Source organism: Kitasatospora sp. NPDC101157 (assembly GCF_044768255.1).
In the GTDB taxonomy this organism is placed as follows: Bacteria; Actinomycetota; Actinomycetes; order Streptomycetales; family Streptomycetaceae; genus Kitasatospora.
On sequence record NZ_JBIWPL010000014.1, the window covers coordinates 100,491 to 114,978 of the forward strand.

Here is a 14,488-nt window from a genome sequence, read left to right on the forward strand (position 1 = left end):
CGGGCGCATGATCACGAAGCTCCGCGCGGCCTCCGCGCAATGGACCCTCGTCGTCCCGGTGGCGGCCTTCGTCGTCCTCGTCCTGACCTGGCACGAGGACCTGCCGGGCTGGGTGGTCGGCGTGGTCGCCCTGTTCCTGATCGGCGCGGTGCTGGCGGCCGTGCACCACGCCGAGGTCATCGCCCACTGGACCGGGGAGCCGTTCGGATCGCTGGTGCTGGCGGTGGCGGTCACCGTGATCGAGGTCGCGCTGATCGTGACGCTGATGGCCGACGGCGGGGACAAGTCCGCGACCCTCGCCCGGGACACCGTGTTCGCCGCCGTCATGATCACCTGCAACGGGATCATGGGTTTGTCCATCATCGTGGCCGCGCTCAGGTACCGCACCGCCGTGTTCAACGCCGAGGGCACCGGCACGGCGCTCGCCTGCATCGCCACCCTCGCCACGCTGAGCCTGGTGCTGCCGACCTTCACCACCAGCACCCCCGGCCCGCAGTTCTCCACCACCCAGCTCGGCTACGCGGCCACCGCCTCGCTCGTGGTGTACGGGCTGTTCGTGACCACCCAGACCCTGCGGCACCGGGACTACTTCCTGCCCGTCACCCCCGAGGGCAGGATCCGCCGGGACGAGGACGACGACCACGCGAGCCCGCCCACCCTCCGGGCCGCCGGGGTCAGCCTGCTGCTGCTCGCCGTCGCGCTGGTGTCCGTGGTGGGCCTGGCCAAGGGCGTCTCGCCGACCATCGAGTCCGCCGTGGACGGCGCCGGGCTGCCGCACGCGGTGGTCGGCGTGGTGATCGCCATGCTGGTGCTGCTGCCGGAGACCATCGCGGCGCTGCGCTCGGCCGTGCGCAACCGGGTGCAGACCAGCCTCAACCTGGCCCTGGGCTCCGCACTGGCCAGCATCGGCCTGACCATCCCTGCGGTCGCGATCGCCTCCTCATGGCTCGCCGGCCCGCTCGTCCTCGGCCTCGAACCGTCGCACCTGGTGCTGCTGACCCTCACGGTCGTGCTCGGCACGCTGACCGTCATCCCGCGCCGGGCGACCCTGCTGCAGGGCGCGCTGCACCTCGCGGTGCTGGCGGAGTTCGTGGTGCTGGCGGTGAACCCGTGAGAAGGGTGAACCACTGAGGCCCTGGTGGCCGTGGTGAGGAACGGAAGCCCCTGGCACGTCCCCCCGTGCGGCCAGGGGCTTCCGTCGTCTACGGCCGGGCCCGCTGGGAGGGGCGGGCCACGGCCGGGAGCCCGTGGCGCCGGCGCTGCTGCGGGCGGGCCGGGGGCTCCGTGGAGCCGCGCCCCGGGGCGCGGCCCTGCGGCCTCCGGAGGGCTCAGACCTCCGGAGGCGGCGTCATCGGTTCCCTGCGGCACCTGACCGGGCAGGCGGTGCCGCAGGCTCCTGGGGGCGTCAGGAGGAGGTGCGGCGACGGCGGGTGTAGACCACCGCGCCCGCGCCGGCGACCAGCAGGGCGGTGCCCGCGCCCGCGTACAGCAGGGTGCCGTCGCTACCGGTGGAGGCCAGCTTCTTGCCGTCCGTGGCGCCCGGGATCGGGGTCGGGACGCTGACCTTGGCCGGGACGACCAGCGGCTGGTCCGGGGTGACCTTGGTGCCCGCGCCGGGGTGCACCGGGACGGTGGCGGTCGGCGGGGTGGACGGGCCGGCGCTCGGGGCGTCGCTGGGCGCGCCGGTCGGGACCTCGGCGGCCGGGGTGGTGGGCGCGGGGGTCTTCGCGGGCTCCGTGGCCGGGGTGGTCGGCGCGGGGGTCTTGGCCGGCTCGGTCGCGGGGGTGGTCGGCGCCGGGGTGGTGGACGGCGTGGCCGAGTGCGACGGGGTGGGGGTCTGCGACGGCGTGGCCGAGTGCGACGGCGCCGGCGTCTGCGACGGGGTCGGGGTGTGGGAGGGGGCCGGGGTGTGCGAGGGGGTGGTGCTCGGCACGGAGGTCGGGCCGGCCGACGGGGTCTTGGTCGGCTTGCCGCTCGGCGTCGGGGTGGCGGTCTGGCCGCCGCAGTCGACCTTGAAGACCTTCTGCTTGGGGTTGCTGACGTCCGGGTGCTCCGGCAGCTCGCCGTCGACCAGCGGGACGGCCTTCCAGAACAGCTTGTAGTGGCCGTCCGGCAGGTCGATGTCCTCGGTGCGGATGTGGCCGTTGTCGTCGACCGGGAGGTCACCGAACACGACCGGCTCGGTCATGTCGCTGTTCATGTCGAAGATCGCCCAGAGCACGTCCTGGTTCGGGTCGAAGCCGAAGGAGTCCAGGTAGAAGGTGCAGACCTTGGGCTCGTTGCGCACGTCCTCCTGGCCGGTGGCGGCGTCGTGGATCTTCACGGTGCCGTTGTTGCCGGGGTGGCCCTTGCCGTTGCCGTTGCCGCCGGCGGCGGCGTGCGCGACGGGGGCGAGCAGCATCAGGGCGGCGGCGGTCGGGACGGCCACCAGGGAGCGTGCGGTGGTGGAGCGGATGTGCATGCGTGTTCCATCGGGTAACGGCAGGCCGGGACGAGCCTGTGGGTGGGAGGGAGCTCTCGGCGGCCGCCGGGCCGGGGGCCGGATGCGTACGACGTGAGGCGCACAAAAGTTCCCCTAGTGGGAAACGTGACGCAAGGGAGGTTTGGCCGAAATGCGACGCTGAGAGCGATTGGTCCGGCTAGTCCCCCGCAACAATATGATCACCCGATTGTGTTGGACTCGTGCGTGCCGCAGGCATGTCATGCGTTGGCCGGTATTGGGCGGTCCGAGAGCCGGGCCCGCGTGTCGGGACGGCGGGCGGAAGGCGGGGTTCTCTATCGTCCGTCTGGAACCGATCCGACCCAGGGGGAGTGCACGATGCCCGGCCCAGAGCAGCAGGTGCGACCGGAGCGGCAGTCGGCCGCCCCGACCGAGGACAGTGCCGACGTGATCGTGGTCGGTGCCGGCCCGGCCGGCTCCACCGCCGCCTACCATCTCGCCCGCACCGGCCTGGACGTCCTGCTGCTGGAGAAGTCCGCCTTCCCGCGGGAGAAGGTCTGCGGCGACGGACTCACCCCGCGAACCGTCAAGCAGCTGGTCGACATGGGCATCGACGTCTCCGAGGAGGCCGGCTGGCTGCACAACCGCGGTCTGCGGCTGGTCTCCGGGCGCCGCACGATGGAGTTCGACTGGCCCGAACTCTCCGCCTTCCCCGGCCACGGCCTGGTGCGCCGCCGCGCGGACTTCGACGAACTGCTCGCCCGCAAGGCCGCCGCGGCCGGCGCCCGGCTGATCGAACGGGCCAACGTGGCGGGTCCGTTGACGGACGAGCGGTCCGGCCGGATCACCGGTGTCAGCGCCAAGCTCGGCGAGGAGCGCAAGCCCGTCGAGTACCGGGCCCCGATCGTGGTCGCCGCCGACGGGAACTCCACCCGGCTGTCGGTCGCGATGAAGCGCTACCGCCGCACCGACCGCGCGATGGGCGTGGCCTACCGCACCTACTTCGCCACCCCGCGCCATGACGACCGCTACCTGGAGGCCTGGCTCGACCTGCGCGACCCCAACGGCCCCGCCCACCGCCTCCTGCCCGGCTACGCCTGGGTGTTCGGGATGGGCGACGGCACCGCCAACGTCGGCCTCGGCGTCCTCGACACCGCCGGCATCGACCTGGACTGGCGCGACCTGCTGCGGCGCTGGTGCGCCGACCTGCCGCCGGGCTACGCCTACACCCCCGAGGCCGTCACCGAGCCGATCCGCGGCTCCGCCCTCCCGATGGGCCTCAACCGCCAACCCCACTACGCCGACGGCCTGTTGCTGATCGGCGACGCGGGCGGCACGGTCAGTCCCGGCACCGGCGAGGGCATCGCCTACGCGATGGAATCCGGCCGCTACGCCGCCGAGACGATCGTCCAGGCGCACGCCCGCCGCACCGACCGCGGCCGCGAACTCGCCCTGCGCGCCTACCCGCAGAAGCTGCGCTCCGCCTACGCGGGCTACTTCGCCCTCGGCCGGCTGGCCGCCGACCTGCTCGGCCGCCCCCGGTTGCTCGGTGCCGCGGGCGCCGCCGGACTCGGCCACCCGGCGCTGCTGAAGGTGGCGTTCCGGCTGATGGTCAACCTCACCGAGCCCAACTCCAAGGACGCCATGGACCGGCTGCTCCACCTGGTCGGCCGGGTCGCGCCGGGGCGCTGAGGCCAGGACGCCGAGGCCGGTGCGCCGGAGCCTGCCGTTCGGATGAACGGACGATCCGGCCGCCGGGCCCATATCCAGCCACGCAGGGGCGGCACAAGACCCCTGCGTGGCTTTCCGGGATCTGAACCGGCTCCGCACACGACGTCCGAGCTGTCTCCACAGCCGCGCGGCTTCGCGATCGGCGCCCGGGGGAATCCGTCCGGAGGCGGGACACGGCGCCACTGCTGACGGCCCGCCACCCCAGGCAAGGTTCCTCCAGGCTCCCTTCCCCCCTGAGGAGATCAGCCCGTGCGCGCACGTCCCGGCAGGCTCAGATCCCTGCTCGTCGGCCTCTGTGCCGGAGCCACCGTCCTCGCCCTCACCGCCGGACCGGCCCAGGCCGCACCGGCCGGCGCCCCCGTCGCCGCGGGCCCGGCCGCCCGCGCGGCCACCGCCTCCTACACGATCAGCACCCCGACGAACGTCTCGGCCTCCTGCTCCGGGCAGAACGCCGAGGCCATCCAGGCCGTCGACCCGGCGCTGAACGCCGTGTACGCCGTCTGGATGGGCTGCAAGGGCATCGGCTTCGCCGGCTCACGCGACGGCGGCTCCACCTTCGGCCCGCCGCTCACGCTCCCCGGCAGCACCGGACAGAACGGCAGCCGGTCCTGGGACCCGGCGATCACCGTCGCCCCCGACGGCGCCATCTACGCGGCGTTCATGGTCGCCCGCTCCGGCCTGACCTACCCCGTCGTCGACGTCAGCACCGACCACGGCGCCAGCTTCAAGACCGTCGGCCAGGCCCTCCCGCCGGACGCGAACAACTGGGGCGACCGGGACTTCATCACCGCCGGCCCGGACGGGACGCTCTACCTGACCTGGGACTACGGCCCGAGCGCGGCCGCGGTGACCTTCCTCTGCGCGGCGTCCGGCAGTTGCTCCTTCGCCACCGGCGACGTCAACGCGGTGCTGCAGAAGTCCACCGACGGCGGCCGGACCTGGAGCGCGATGTCGCACATCAGCCCCGGGTACCCGAACAGCGGGGCCGACAGCGCGCCCGTCACGGTCGAGCCGGACGGCTCGATCGACGTGCTCTACCAGGGCTACGTCGTCACCGACGTCCCGACCGACAACCTGACCGTGGCCTACACCTACGCGACCCGCTCCACCGACGGCGGCGCCACCTGGTCCCCGCCGGTGCGGGTCGGTGGCGGCGCGGGCTCGATGAACAACAGCGAGTGGTGGATCGACGGCAGCGAGGCGCTCGGCCCGGACGGGACGCTGTACGCCACCTGGGACACCCAGGACTCGAACGGCGACACCGGCTGGCTGTCGTACTCGCGCGACCACGGGGCGACCTGGTCCACCCCGCTTCAGGTGCCGTCCGACACGCGGAACGTCCCGCACGTCATGCAGGTGGTCGCCGGACCGCCCGGGATCGCCTACGTGAGCTGGCTGTCGAGCAGCGACCCGCGCGGCTACGCGCAGTACCTCCGGACCTTCTCGACCACCCGGGGCTGGCTGTCCGCCCCGGTCCAGGTCTCGCGGGACTTCGGCACCGGCTCGGTGTGGCCCGGCGACACCTTCGGGTTCTCCGCACTCGCGCCCGACCGGCTGGTGCTGGCCTGGGGCAGCGCGGTCGCGCCCTCGGCCTCGAACGACAGCATCTGGACCGCGACGGTGGGCGTGGCGCTGTCCTAGGGCGTGCCCCGGCGGCTGTCCGCGGCCGGCGCCGGGTTGTTCGCCGGCCGGGATATTCGCTGGCGGCGGCGGGGGAGGCGGGGTAGGAAGGCGGGGTGACGACCAGTGACCCGGCGACCGACCAGCGCCTCCTCCGCCCCGAAGTCCTCGACCTGGGCGACGTGCTGCTCCGCCCCTGGGGCCGCCGCCTCGACCTGCCGGGCGGCACCTCCGCGGCGGTGATGGCGGCCGCTGCCGACCCGGAGATCGCCCGCTGGAACCCGCTGCGCGACGCCACCCACCGGGCCGGCGCCGAGGCCTACCTCGAACGCGCCGACTCCCGCTGGGCCGAGGGAGGCACGGCGGCCTTCGCCATCACCGACGCCGACGACGGCAGGCTGTGCGGCAACGTCGTGCTGCGCTGGACCGACCGGGACGAGGGCGTCGCCATGGTCGGCTACTGGCTGCTCACCGCCGCCCGTGGCCGCGGCCTCGCCACCCGCGCGACCACCGCCGTCACCGCCTGGGGCGTCCGCACCGCCGGAGTCCGCCGCATCGAGCTCTACCACGCCGTCGGCAACGAGGCCTCCTGCCGGGTCGCCACCCGCGCCGGCTTCCCGTACGAGGGCACCCTGCGCGCCTCCTACCGCTACGGCGACGGCCCGTACACCGACGAGCACCTGCACGCCCGGCTGGCATCCGACCCCGCATAGCGCGCAGGCCCGTCCGAGGAAGCGCGCACGCCCACCGGTTGTGCGCGCTTCCTTGTGTCCCATGGACGGAGTGAGTCCGTGACGCCGTCGTCGCTTCGCCCAACCGCGGCGTGGCGGACGGCAGTTCGTGACTTCGGGTTCCGTCACCGGACATCCCGGTGACGGCCGTCCGGGAACGGACGATCATGGGCGGATGACCCGCGCAGATCATCCCGAGTGGGACCTCCACGAGGCCGTGGCCCTGTGGGGCGCGCGGCTCGCCCCGGCGTCCGCCGTGGTCGACGCCGCGGCCGCGGCGCTGGTCGCGGCCCTGGCCGAGGGCCGCGACGGTCCGGCGCTGCGGGAACTGGCGGCCGCGGGGCGGAGCGAGGCCGACCGGCGGTTCCCGGGCGTGCTGGACGCCGCCTGCGCGGAACTCGGTCTGCTCCGGCCCTGGCGAGGCAGTCGGCGGGCGGACGAGGAAGGCGTCCGGGCGCTGGCCCGGCAGGTGATGCGCGGACGGCTGGCCCCCCGCCGGTTCACCGCGCTGCTGCACGCGCGGTTCGGGTACGTGCTCGACCTGACCGAGGAGCTCGTCGCCATCCACCACGACTACGGCACCGCGCCGGGCGGACCGTCCGAGGCCCGGCTCGACGCCGAGGTCCTGGCGGAGGCGTGGTGGCTCGGCGCCGACCCGGCGCTCGGCCCCCGGCGGCGTCCGGTGACCACGGCCCGCGAGCTGGTGCTCGGCTATGTCGCGGAACTGACCGTGATCCTGGCCGAGTTGGGCCGCAATGATCCGCCGGCCGGGTGTCTGACGGAGTGGCTGGTCCTCGCCCGCACCCGCCGGATCCCGCGGCTGGGCGTGGTCGGCGGCCGGTTGTACCTGGTGCACGGTGCGGGCTGCCGGTTCACCGGCCCGGACGGTGTCGAGGTCGAGGTCGACACCACCGGACCGGGCACGGTGACCTTCGACGCCTGGCGGCTGCAGTGCTACGGCGCCGGCCTGCCCGAGGCCTTCGCCGCGGAGCAGCACGAGCTGCGGGCCGCCGCCGGGGCGCTGCCGCAGCTCACCGGTGGAGGGCGGCCCGGCTGGTTCGTGCTGCCGGGCTAGCGGTGGAACTGGGCGAGCTGGATGAGGTTGCCGCAGGTGTCGTCCAGCACGGCGACGGTGACCGGGCCGAGGGCCGTCGGCTCCTGCGTGAAGCGGACGCCGAGCCGGTGGAGGCGGTCGTACTCGGCGTGCACGTTGTCCACGGCGAACTGGGCGGCCGGGATGCCGTCCTCGACGAGCGCCGTCTTGTAGGGCTTGACGGCCCGGTGGTTGTCGGGTTCCAGCAGCAGCTCGGTGCCGTCGGGCTGTTCGGGGGAGACCACTGTGAGCCAGCGGTACTCGCCGAGCGGGACCTCCTCCTTCTTCACGAAGCCCAGCACCTCGGTGTAGAACCGCAGCGCCTTGTCCTGGTCGTCGACGAACACGGTGGTCAGCTTGATCCTCATGGGGTGCCCTCCGAAGCGGCCCGGTACTGGTGGTGGCGGTCGCCGAGCCGATCGTAGATCGCGCGCAGCCAGGGCTGCCGGACGGCGGGCAGCCGGGCGAGGCGGTGGCGCAGCAGGTACCGGTCGGGCTCGAACAGCCGGATCGGGCGCAGTGGCAGCGGGTCGTCGCGTTCCTCCCCGGCCGGCAGCCGGGTGGTGGGACGGAGCGGTGGGAAGGCGAGGTACGTCCACACCGCGGAGTCCAGCGGGACGGGTACCGCGCCGTCGGAGGGCGGTTGCCAGGGGGCGCCGTTCCACGGGTGGCGGGGGACGAGGGCGATCTCCGGCACCGGGGCGGGGGTGAACCCGGGGCCGGCCAGGCCCAGGGTGCGGACCGGGTCGCCGGTCGGGAGCAGCCGGTGCAGGGTGCGGCCGAAGGTCTCGGAGAGCAGGCCCCGGGGCACCGCCACCGGAGCGCCGCCGGAGGCCGCCAGGACCTCGGCCAGAGCCGCTCCGACCGCGGCGCTCCACCGGTCGCTCCACCAGCCGCCGGGCTCGACGGGTGGCGCCGGGGGCGCCGTCCAGCCGTCTCCGTCCGGACGGGCCGGCCCCTCGACCGGGAGCCGCCGTACCGCCCGCGGGTAGAGCCGGACCGCCTGCCAGAGGTAGCAGTCGTCGATCCGGGCGCCCACTGTCCGACCGCACCGCTCGCAGGCCAGGTTGGGGTCTCCGGCGGAGGCGCAGCACCCGTCGCACCGCTCCGCGATCAGCGCGGTGCCGCGGGTGTCGCCCGGGGCCAGCAGGACGGCGCCGCCGGGGCCGGACCACAGCCCGTCGACCGGCGCGTACACGCCCAGGGCGGCGGCCTCCGCCGGGGTGATCGCGGACCAGGGGCGCCAGGGTTGCTCGAAGGGTTCCGGGTCGACGGCGAAGGTCCCGGGCTCCAGCAGCGGCGGCAGGTAGCGGTCGGCGCCCTCGCGGTGCGCGTGCGGCGGCAGCGCCACCTCCGTCACCGGCGCGGTCAGCTCCGCACCGCACCCCGCGCACGCGAACACCGTCACGCGTTTCTCCCCCCGCTCACCCGTTGGACGTCCGGAGTATGGCCGCCCGTGCGGCGCCCGCCAAGCGGTTTTCGCCGGCGCGGGCGCCCGTACCCCGGCAGGCAGCGCGCCGCGCCGCGCCGTCCTAACCTGGAAGGGCGCGCACGGTGTGTGGCCTGCGACGGAGGCGCGGAAGCACGGCAACGGGAGCGGTGACCATGACGGTGATCTCGGCGGCCCTCTTCGGTACCGACTGGCGGCCGCGGCTGCCCGGCGGCGCCGAGTTGCTGCGCGAGTGCGCCGCGCGCGGCTGGACGGTCGTGCTGACCGGCCCCGGGCCGGCCGGGGCGCCGGTCCTGACCGTGACCGCCCCCGGTGGTGACCCCGTGCGGGCCGCCCTGGAGCTGGTGGGCGGCGAGCCCTCGCACGCCGTGGCCGTCGCCGGGAGCGTGCGCGAGGTGCTGGCGGCGCGGCGGGCCGGGGTGCCCTGCGTCGCCCTGCAGACCGGCGGGGACGCCGGTCCCGAGCTGCGGGTGGCCGGCGCGGTCGAGGTCCATCGTGACGCCGCCGCCCTGCTGCGTGTCCTGGACGACAGCCTGCTCGCCCGTCCCCGGGCCTTCGGGCGCGTGGACGCCGGAACAGGCGGTCCCCGGAACGGTTAACGCCGGCCCGTACCGGGCAACCGCCGGGTGCGAGCACGTCACCGGAATGTCGGAGGTGACCGAGATGGACGGACCCGCGTTGAGCGGATGGGAGCGGCGGCTCCTTGAGGAGATCGAGTCCGACCTGCGCCAGGACGCGCGCCTCGACCGGAAGTTGAGCACGATGGGGGCGAAGTCGCCGAACCGGGTCCTCGGCGCGCTGCGCGCCGCCGGGCGCCGGATCTCGGCCGGGGTGCTGCTGACCGTCCTGGTGATGACGTCGATCTGTCTCGGCATCGGGGTGCGCACTCCGACCACGTCCGTGCTGGTCGCCCTCGGGGTGGTGTGGGCCGCCTCGGTGGCGGGCGCCGTGGCCGCCACCGAGCTGCTGCGGCGGCGCCGCGGGTCAGGCGGGGCCGCGTCTGCCGATCCGCTGGGGGAGGAACGGCGCGAGCGCCGTGACCGTCGGCCCTGGGACCGCCCGGAGGCGTGACGCGATGAGAGGCGTGACCTGATGAGCACCGACCTGTGGGAATACCGCCCGGGCTCCCACCCCGCCGCTGATCTCGCCCTGGTCGGATACGAGGTGGACGCGACCGACGGCCCGCTCGGCCGGATCGAGCAGGACGGCGGCGACCACCTGATGGTCGACGCCGCGCCCTGGGTACCGGGCGCCCGGGTGCTCGTCCCGGTCGGCCTGGTCGCCCGGATCGACCACCTGGACCGCACCGTCCACCTCGACTGCCCCCGGGCCCGGGTCGGCACGGCCCCGCCGCCCGCCGAGGACCTCACCACCCGCCGGCCGCACTGAGCCATGGGCTGGCCGCTGATCACGCTGACCGGCCGGACGATCGCCTTCCTGGTCGCCCCGTACGGCGTCGAGCAGCAGGAGCTCACCTCGCCCTGGCAGGCGGTCGCCGAGGCCGGCGGCACCCCGCGCCTGCTGTCCACCGCCCCCGGCCGGGTGCAGGCAGTCCGGCACCGCGAGCCCGGGGACACCTTCGCGGTGGACGTCCTGGTCGCGGAGGCGGACCCGGACGACTACGACGGGTTGGTGCTCCCGGGCGGCGTCGCCAACCCGGACGCGCTGCGGCTGGACCGGCCGGCCGTCGCCTTCGTGCACGGGTGCTGCGCCGCCGGCCGTCCGGTCGCCGCGATCTGCCACGCCGCCTGGACGCTGATCGAGGCCGACGCCGTCCGCGGCCGCACCCTCACCTCCTGGCCCGGCCTGCGGACGGACCTGGTCAACGCGGGCGCCCACTGGGTGGACGAGGAGGTGCACGTCTGCCGGGACGGGCCGGGCCCGCTGGTGACCAGCCGCAAGCCGGGGGACCTGCCGGTGTTCGAGGACGCGCTGGTCACCGAGTTCGTCCACGCGGCGCCGAAGCGGCGCAGGTGAGGCGTCCCCTGCGCAGCGCGGCCCGCTCCTTTCCGGTCAGGCCCCGGGTCAGTCCCCGCGCAGGCGCACGAAGGTGGCGGTGGGCGGGCGTCCGGTGAGGGTGAGTTCGGCGCGCAGCGGGCCGGTGAGCGGGTGCACCTGGCCGTGGTCGGGGTCGGAGGCGGGAGGGCCGAGCAGCGGCCCGGCGACCTGGGCGACCTCGCGGGCCTGGACGGGGGTGAGCCGGGGGGTGGTCAGGAAGACCCGGCCGTCGTCGAGTTGGAGCACCAGCGCGTGCGGCCGGGCAGCCGAACCGGTGAGGGCGCGGACGGTGGCGTCCAGCGTGTCGCTGCGCCGGTACTTGACCCAGGCGCGGCCCGCGCCGCGCGCCCGGTAGGGGGAGGCCGCGGCCTTGCAGACCAGGCCCTCCACGCCGGTGTCGGCCAGCTGCTCCATCCACTCCAGCGCCTCCGCCCGGTCGGTGGTGGCCATCACCGGCTGGATCGGCGGCGGGACGTCGGCCAGCGCGGCCAGCAGCAGGCGGCGCCGGTCGGTGAGCGGCAGCCGCCGGACGTCGCGGCCGGGCAGGGCGAGCAGGTCGAAGGCGATCAGCCCGAGCACCACGTCCGGGGCCGCGGCCCGGGCCTGGCGGGTGTGCAGCAGCTCCTCGAAGGCGAACCGCCCGGCTCGCCAGGCGACGAGCTCGGCGTCCAGCACCAGCCCCTCCGGCAGTCGGGCGACGGCGGCGGCGATCGGCGGGAACTCGCGGGCGAGGTCACGGCCGCTGCGGGACTGCAGGAACGCCGGGCGGTCGCCGCGGGCGAAGGCGACGCAGCGGAAGCCGTCCAGCTTCAGCTCGTACTGCACGCCGCCCCCGCCCAGCCCGTCGGCGGGCGGCACGGCGGTGACCGCGGCGGGGCGCATCACCTCGACGGGGGGCTGCAGCACCTGCCGGGGCTGCTGCCGGGCGGGCCCCGGAGCCGGGGCGGCCCCGGCGGGCGCTTTCCGGGCCGTGGCCCCGGCGGGCGCCTTTCCGGCCGCGGCCGCGGCGGGCGCCTTTCCGGCCGTGGGCACGGCGGGCAGCGGCCGGGCCTGCTCCGGGTCCAGCAGCGGCGCGAAGAGGTCGCCGTGCGCCGCCAGCCGTCCCGGCAGTTCGGCCAGGGTGAAGACCAGCTCCGCCTCCCCGCGCGCCCGTTCCAGCTCGTCCCAGGAGAGGGGGGTGGAGACCGTCGGCAGCGGCCTGGCCCGCAACGTGTAGGGCGCGGCGGTGGTCTTCTTGGCATTGTTCTGCGACCAGTCGACCAGCACCCGGCCCCGGCGGCGGGCCTTGGTCATCGTGTGCACCACCAGGTCGGGGTGCTCGACCTCCAGCGCGGCGGCCAGCGCCTTCGCGTACCCGGAGACCTCGGCGCTGGGCGTGGGCTCGACCGGCACCAGCAGGTGCAGGCCCTTGGAGCCGGAGGTCTTCACCCAGGCCGCCAGCCCGTCCGCGGCCAGCCGCTCGCGCAGCAGCAGCGCGACCGCCCGGCAGGTGAGCACGTCCGCGCCCTCACCCGGATCGAGGTCCAGGACCAGCCGGTCGGCCAGCGCCGGCGCGGCCGCGTGCCACTGCGGTACGTGCAGCTCCAGGCAGCCCAGGTTGGCGACAGCCAGCAGTGCCGCGCCGTCCTCCAGCACCACCTGGCGAAGGTCCCCGCCGCTGCTGGGCACGTCCACCGTGCGCACCCAGGCCGGGGTGCCCGGCGGCGGGTTCTTGGCGACGAACACCTCCGCCTCCACGCCGTCCGGGCAGCGCAGGAACGACACCGGGCGGTCGCGCAGGTGGGGCAGCAGGGCGGTGTGCACGGCGGCGTAGTAACGCAGCACGTCGCCTTTCAGGGTGCCGATGCTCGGGTAGTACACCTTGTCGAGGTGGGACAGGGCGAGGGTGCGTCCGTCCACCGTCATCTGCGGCATGGGCCCTCTCCGTAGACTCCCGCGGGTGGCCCCCGCAGCCAGTCTGCCCCGGTACGGCCGTCGCCGCCCGGGGCGACCGGGGCCGTGGGTCAGGAACCCGGGGCGGGCCGGGGCGCGCCCGGGTACGTCCCGAAGTACCAGTGGTTGCCCTCGGGGTCGGCGGCGGCGAAGTCACGCGAGCCGTAGTCGGTCTCGTGCAGCGCGGCGGTGATCCGGGCCCCGGCGGCGACGGCCCGGGCGTGCACGCCGTCCGGGTCGGCGGTCACCACGTACGCGCTGAAGCTGCCCGGCAGGCCCGGCCACTCGTCCGGCGCCGTCTCGCGCACCGAGCCGAGCATCACGCCGCCGCCCTCCGGCCAGGCCAGCTCGGCGTGCCCGACGAACTCGCCCTCGCCGTAGCTGACCACCTCCCGGAAGCCGAACGCGTCCGTCAGGAAGCGGATCAGGGCCCGGGCGTCGGTCGCGCGCAGGGTGGGCCAGACCTGCGGGGCGGGGGTCTCGGTCGCGGGGGTTCCGGTGTCCATGGCTCGTCACTCCTCGGGTGCGGTGGTCAGGCCTCCCACTCTGGGCCCGCCCCGGCAGTACCGCCTTGGACGTTTCGGAACTTCGCCGCCTCCGGCCCCTCCGCCGCCAGCCAGGCGCTGGGCGCGGCCCCGGCCAGCGCCCGGAACTCCCGGGCCAGGTGCGCCTGGTCGAAGTAGCCGCAGCGAACGGCCAGTTCGGCCAGCCGGGGCGGCGGGGAACCGGCCGCGAGCAGGTGCCGGGCCCGGTCGAAACGGATCACCCGGGCGGCCGCCTTGGGGGTGAGCCCGGTCTCCCGGCGGAACCGCGCCTGCAGGTGCCGGGCGCTCCAGCCGGTCTCCCGGGCCAGTTCCGCCACCGGCAGCCCGCCGCCGCTGCGCCGCAGCGCCCGCCAGGCCCAGCCCACCTCCGCCGGCACCGACCCGGACGGCCGGGCGGCCCGCAGCAGCGCCCCGTCCAGCAGGGTGAACCGCTGCGCCCAGTCGCCGGCCGCCTGCAGCCGCTCCCGCAGCTCGGCGGCGAGCCGGCCGAGGACCTCCTCCGCCGGGACGTCCAGTCCCGCCAACTCCCCCGCCGGCAACCCGAACAGCGCCCGGGCGGCGAGCGGGTGCACGGCGATCTGCACGCCGGACTGCGCCCCCTCGTGGGTGATCAGCGCGGGGGAGGTGTGCAGCCCGCCCAGCACCGTCGGATAGCTGCCGGGCGGCTGCGCCGGATCGGGGTGGCGGGCGACCACCAGCGGCTCGTCCAGGGTGAGGATGAAGGTCAGGTACGGGGAGGGCAGGCCGTGGTGCACGGCCGGGGCCAGACCCCGCTGCCGGTACCCCGAATACCGGGCCACGTACGGGCGCAGCGCCGTCGCGGGCCGGGCGCGGACGGCCTCGTCGACCGCCCCGGTGGCTTGCGTCGTCACCCGTCCAGTATCGGTGCTCGCGGTCGCGGGCGGCCCCGAAGTCGCCTACGGTGAGGGCACGGTCACCCCGCGAGCG

Annotated in this window: 15 protein-coding genes and 1 pseudogene; 9 read left to right on the forward strand and 7 right to left on the reverse strand. The window is 75.4% G+C overall.

What is annotated here, in order from left to right:
• The first annotated feature begins 7 nt into the window (after positions 1-7).
• Positions 8-1,114, forward strand: a complete 1,107-nt coding sequence (locus ACIRVF_RS25560) for a calcium:proton antiporter (RefSeq protein WP_402822118.1) — start codon at positions 8-10, stop codon at positions 1,112-1,114.
• A 291-nt stretch (positions 1,115-1,405) separates the two neighbouring features.
• Here ACIRVF_RS25560 and ACIRVF_RS25565 read toward each other — a convergent pair whose 3' ends face one another.
• Entirely contained in the window at positions 1,406-2,461 is a 1,056-nt protein-coding gene (locus ACIRVF_RS25565; protein ID WP_402822121.1) for an LPXTG cell wall anchor domain-containing protein, read from the reverse strand.
• A gap of 357 nt (positions 2,462-2,818) precedes the next feature.
• Between ACIRVF_RS25565 and ACIRVF_RS25570 the strand changes: the two genes are divergently transcribed.
• The 4 genes from ACIRVF_RS25570 to ACIRVF_RS25585 all read left to right on the forward strand — a co-directional run bounded on the left by ACIRVF_RS25570 (position 2,819) and on the right by ACIRVF_RS25585 (position 7,597).
• Complete coding sequence (locus tag ACIRVF_RS25570) at positions 2,819-4,132, forward strand: geranylgeranyl reductase family protein (protein WP_402822123.1); 1,314 nt, start codon at positions 2,819-2,821, stop codon at positions 4,130-4,132.
• Between the two features lie 288 nt (positions 4,133-4,420).
• Positions 4,421-5,812 (forward strand): hypothetical protein, encoded by a 1,392-nt coding sequence (locus tag ACIRVF_RS25575; RefSeq protein WP_402822125.1) that lies wholly within the window; start codon positions 4,421-4,423, stop codon positions 5,810-5,812.
• Between the two features lie 95 nt (positions 5,813-5,907).
• On the forward strand, positions 5,908-6,504 hold the full coding sequence (locus ACIRVF_RS25580; RefSeq protein WP_402822128.1) for a GNAT family N-acetyltransferase: 597 nt from the start codon (positions 5,908-5,910) through the stop codon (positions 6,502-6,504).
• 193 nt (positions 6,505-6,697) lie between these two features.
• On the forward strand, positions 6,698-7,597 hold the full coding sequence (locus tag ACIRVF_RS25585; RefSeq protein ID WP_402822131.1) for a DUF6896 domain-containing protein: 900 nt from the start codon (positions 6,698-6,700) through the stop codon (positions 7,595-7,597).
• Here ACIRVF_RS25585 and ACIRVF_RS25590 read toward each other — a convergent pair.
• Together ACIRVF_RS25590 and ACIRVF_RS25595 are read right to left on the reverse strand one after the other, a co-directional pair.
• Entirely contained in the window at positions 7,594-7,983 is a 390-nt protein-coding gene (locus ACIRVF_RS25590) for a VOC family protein (protein WP_402822134.1), read from the reverse strand. The genes ACIRVF_RS25585 and ACIRVF_RS25590 overlap by 4 nt on opposite strands.
• Complete coding sequence (locus ACIRVF_RS25595; RefSeq protein WP_402822137.1) at positions 7,980-9,023, reverse strand: hypothetical protein; 1,044 nt, start codon at positions 9,021-9,023, stop codon at positions 7,980-7,982. The genes ACIRVF_RS25590 and ACIRVF_RS25595 overlap by 4 nt, the downstream gene beginning before the upstream one ends.
• 197 nt (positions 9,024-9,220) lie before the next feature.
• Here ACIRVF_RS25595 and ACIRVF_RS25600 point away from each other — a divergent pair, with 197 nt between their 5' ends.
• The 4 genes from ACIRVF_RS25600 to ACIRVF_RS25615 all read left to right on the forward strand — a co-directional run bounded on the left by ACIRVF_RS25600 (position 9,221) and on the right by ACIRVF_RS25615 (position 11,042).
• A complete protein-coding gene (locus tag ACIRVF_RS25600) occupies positions 9,221-9,664 on the forward strand; it encodes an HAD family hydrolase (protein ID WP_402822140.1) in 444 nt (147 codons plus the stop codon).
• 64 nt (positions 9,665-9,728) lie between these two features.
• On the forward strand, positions 9,729-10,136 hold the full coding sequence (locus ACIRVF_RS25605; protein WP_402822143.1) for a hypothetical protein: 408 nt from the start codon (positions 9,729-9,731) through the stop codon (positions 10,134-10,136).
• Between the two features lie 21 nt (positions 10,137-10,157).
• On the forward strand, positions 10,158-10,454 hold the full coding sequence (locus ACIRVF_RS25610) for a PRC-barrel domain containing protein (protein WP_402822146.1): 297 nt from the start codon (positions 10,158-10,160) through the stop codon (positions 10,452-10,454).
• A gap of 3 nt (positions 10,455-10,457) precedes the next feature.
• Entirely contained in the window at positions 10,458-11,042 is a 585-nt protein-coding gene (locus ACIRVF_RS25615) for a type 1 glutamine amidotransferase domain-containing protein (RefSeq protein ID WP_402822149.1), read from the forward strand.
• 48 nt (positions 11,043-11,090) lie between these two features.
• Here the strand turns inward: ACIRVF_RS25615 and ACIRVF_RS25620 are convergent, their stop codons facing one another.
• From ACIRVF_RS25620 to ACIRVF_RS25635, 4 genes and pseudogenes are all read right to left on the reverse strand, one after another.
• Positions 11,091-11,945 carry a DNA ligase gene (locus ACIRVF_RS25620; RefSeq protein WP_402822441.1) on the reverse strand — a complete coding sequence of 285 codons (855 nt, stop codon included), beginning with the start codon at positions 11,943-11,945 and terminating at the stop codon, positions 11,091-11,093.
• Between the two features lie 150 nt (positions 11,946-12,095).
• A pseudogene (gene ligD / locus ACIRVF_RS25625) lies at positions 12,096-12,977 on the reverse strand (non-homologous end-joining DNA ligase); the annotation flags it as partial.
• 89 nt (positions 12,978-13,066) lie between these two features.
• Positions 13,067-13,501, reverse strand: coding sequence for a VOC family protein (locus ACIRVF_RS25630; protein ID WP_402822152.1), 435 nt, complete (start codon positions 13,499-13,501; stop codon positions 13,067-13,069).
• Positions 13,502-13,527: 26 nt separating this feature from the next.
• Positions 13,528-14,412, reverse strand: coding sequence for a helix-turn-helix domain-containing protein (locus ACIRVF_RS25635; RefSeq protein WP_402822155.1), 885 nt, complete (start codon positions 14,410-14,412; stop codon positions 13,528-13,530).
• Positions 14,413-14,488: the final 76 nt, after the last annotated feature.

Excerpts from the sequence above, each read along its gene's own strand:
- ACIRVF_RS25560 (WP_402822118.1), top strand. The coding sequence starts at position 8 with ATGATCACGAAGCTCCGCGCGGCCTCCGCGCAATGGACCCTCGTCGTC.
- ACIRVF_RS25565 (WP_402822121.1), bottom strand. The coding sequence starts at position 2,461 with ATGCACATCCGCTCCACCACCGCACGCTCCCTGGTGGCCGTCCCGACC.
- ACIRVF_RS25570 (WP_402822123.1), top strand. The coding sequence starts at position 2,819 with ATGCCCGGCCCAGAGCAGCAGGTGCGACCGGAGCGGCAGTCGGCCGCC.
- ACIRVF_RS25585 (WP_402822131.1), top strand. The coding sequence starts at position 6,698 with ATGACCCGCGCAGATCATCCCGAGTGGGACCTCCACGAGGCCGTGGCC.
- ACIRVF_RS25590 (WP_402822134.1), bottom strand. The coding sequence starts at position 7,983 with ATGAGGATCAAGCTGACCACCGTGTTCGTCGACGACCAGGACAAGGCG.
- ACIRVF_RS25600 (WP_402822140.1), top strand. The coding sequence starts at position 9,221 with ATGACGGTGATCTCGGCGGCCCTCTTCGGTACCGACTGGCGGCCGCGG.
- ACIRVF_RS25605 (WP_402822143.1), top strand. The coding sequence starts at position 9,729 with ATGGACGGACCCGCGTTGAGCGGATGGGAGCGGCGGCTCCTTGAGGAG.
- ACIRVF_RS25610 (WP_402822146.1), top strand. The coding sequence starts at position 10,158 with ATGAGCACCGACCTGTGGGAATACCGCCCGGGCTCCCACCCCGCCGCT.
- ACIRVF_RS25615 (WP_402822149.1), top strand. The coding sequence starts at position 10,458 with ATGGGCTGGCCGCTGATCACGCTGACCGGCCGGACGATCGCCTTCCTG.
- ACIRVF_RS25620 (WP_402822441.1), bottom strand. The coding sequence starts at position 11,945 with ATGCGCCCCGCCGCGGTCACCGCCGTGCCGCCCGCCGACGGGCTGGGC.
- ACIRVF_RS25630 (WP_402822152.1), bottom strand. The coding sequence starts at position 13,501 with ATGGACACCGGAACCCCCGCGACCGAGACCCCCGCCCCGCAGGTCTGG.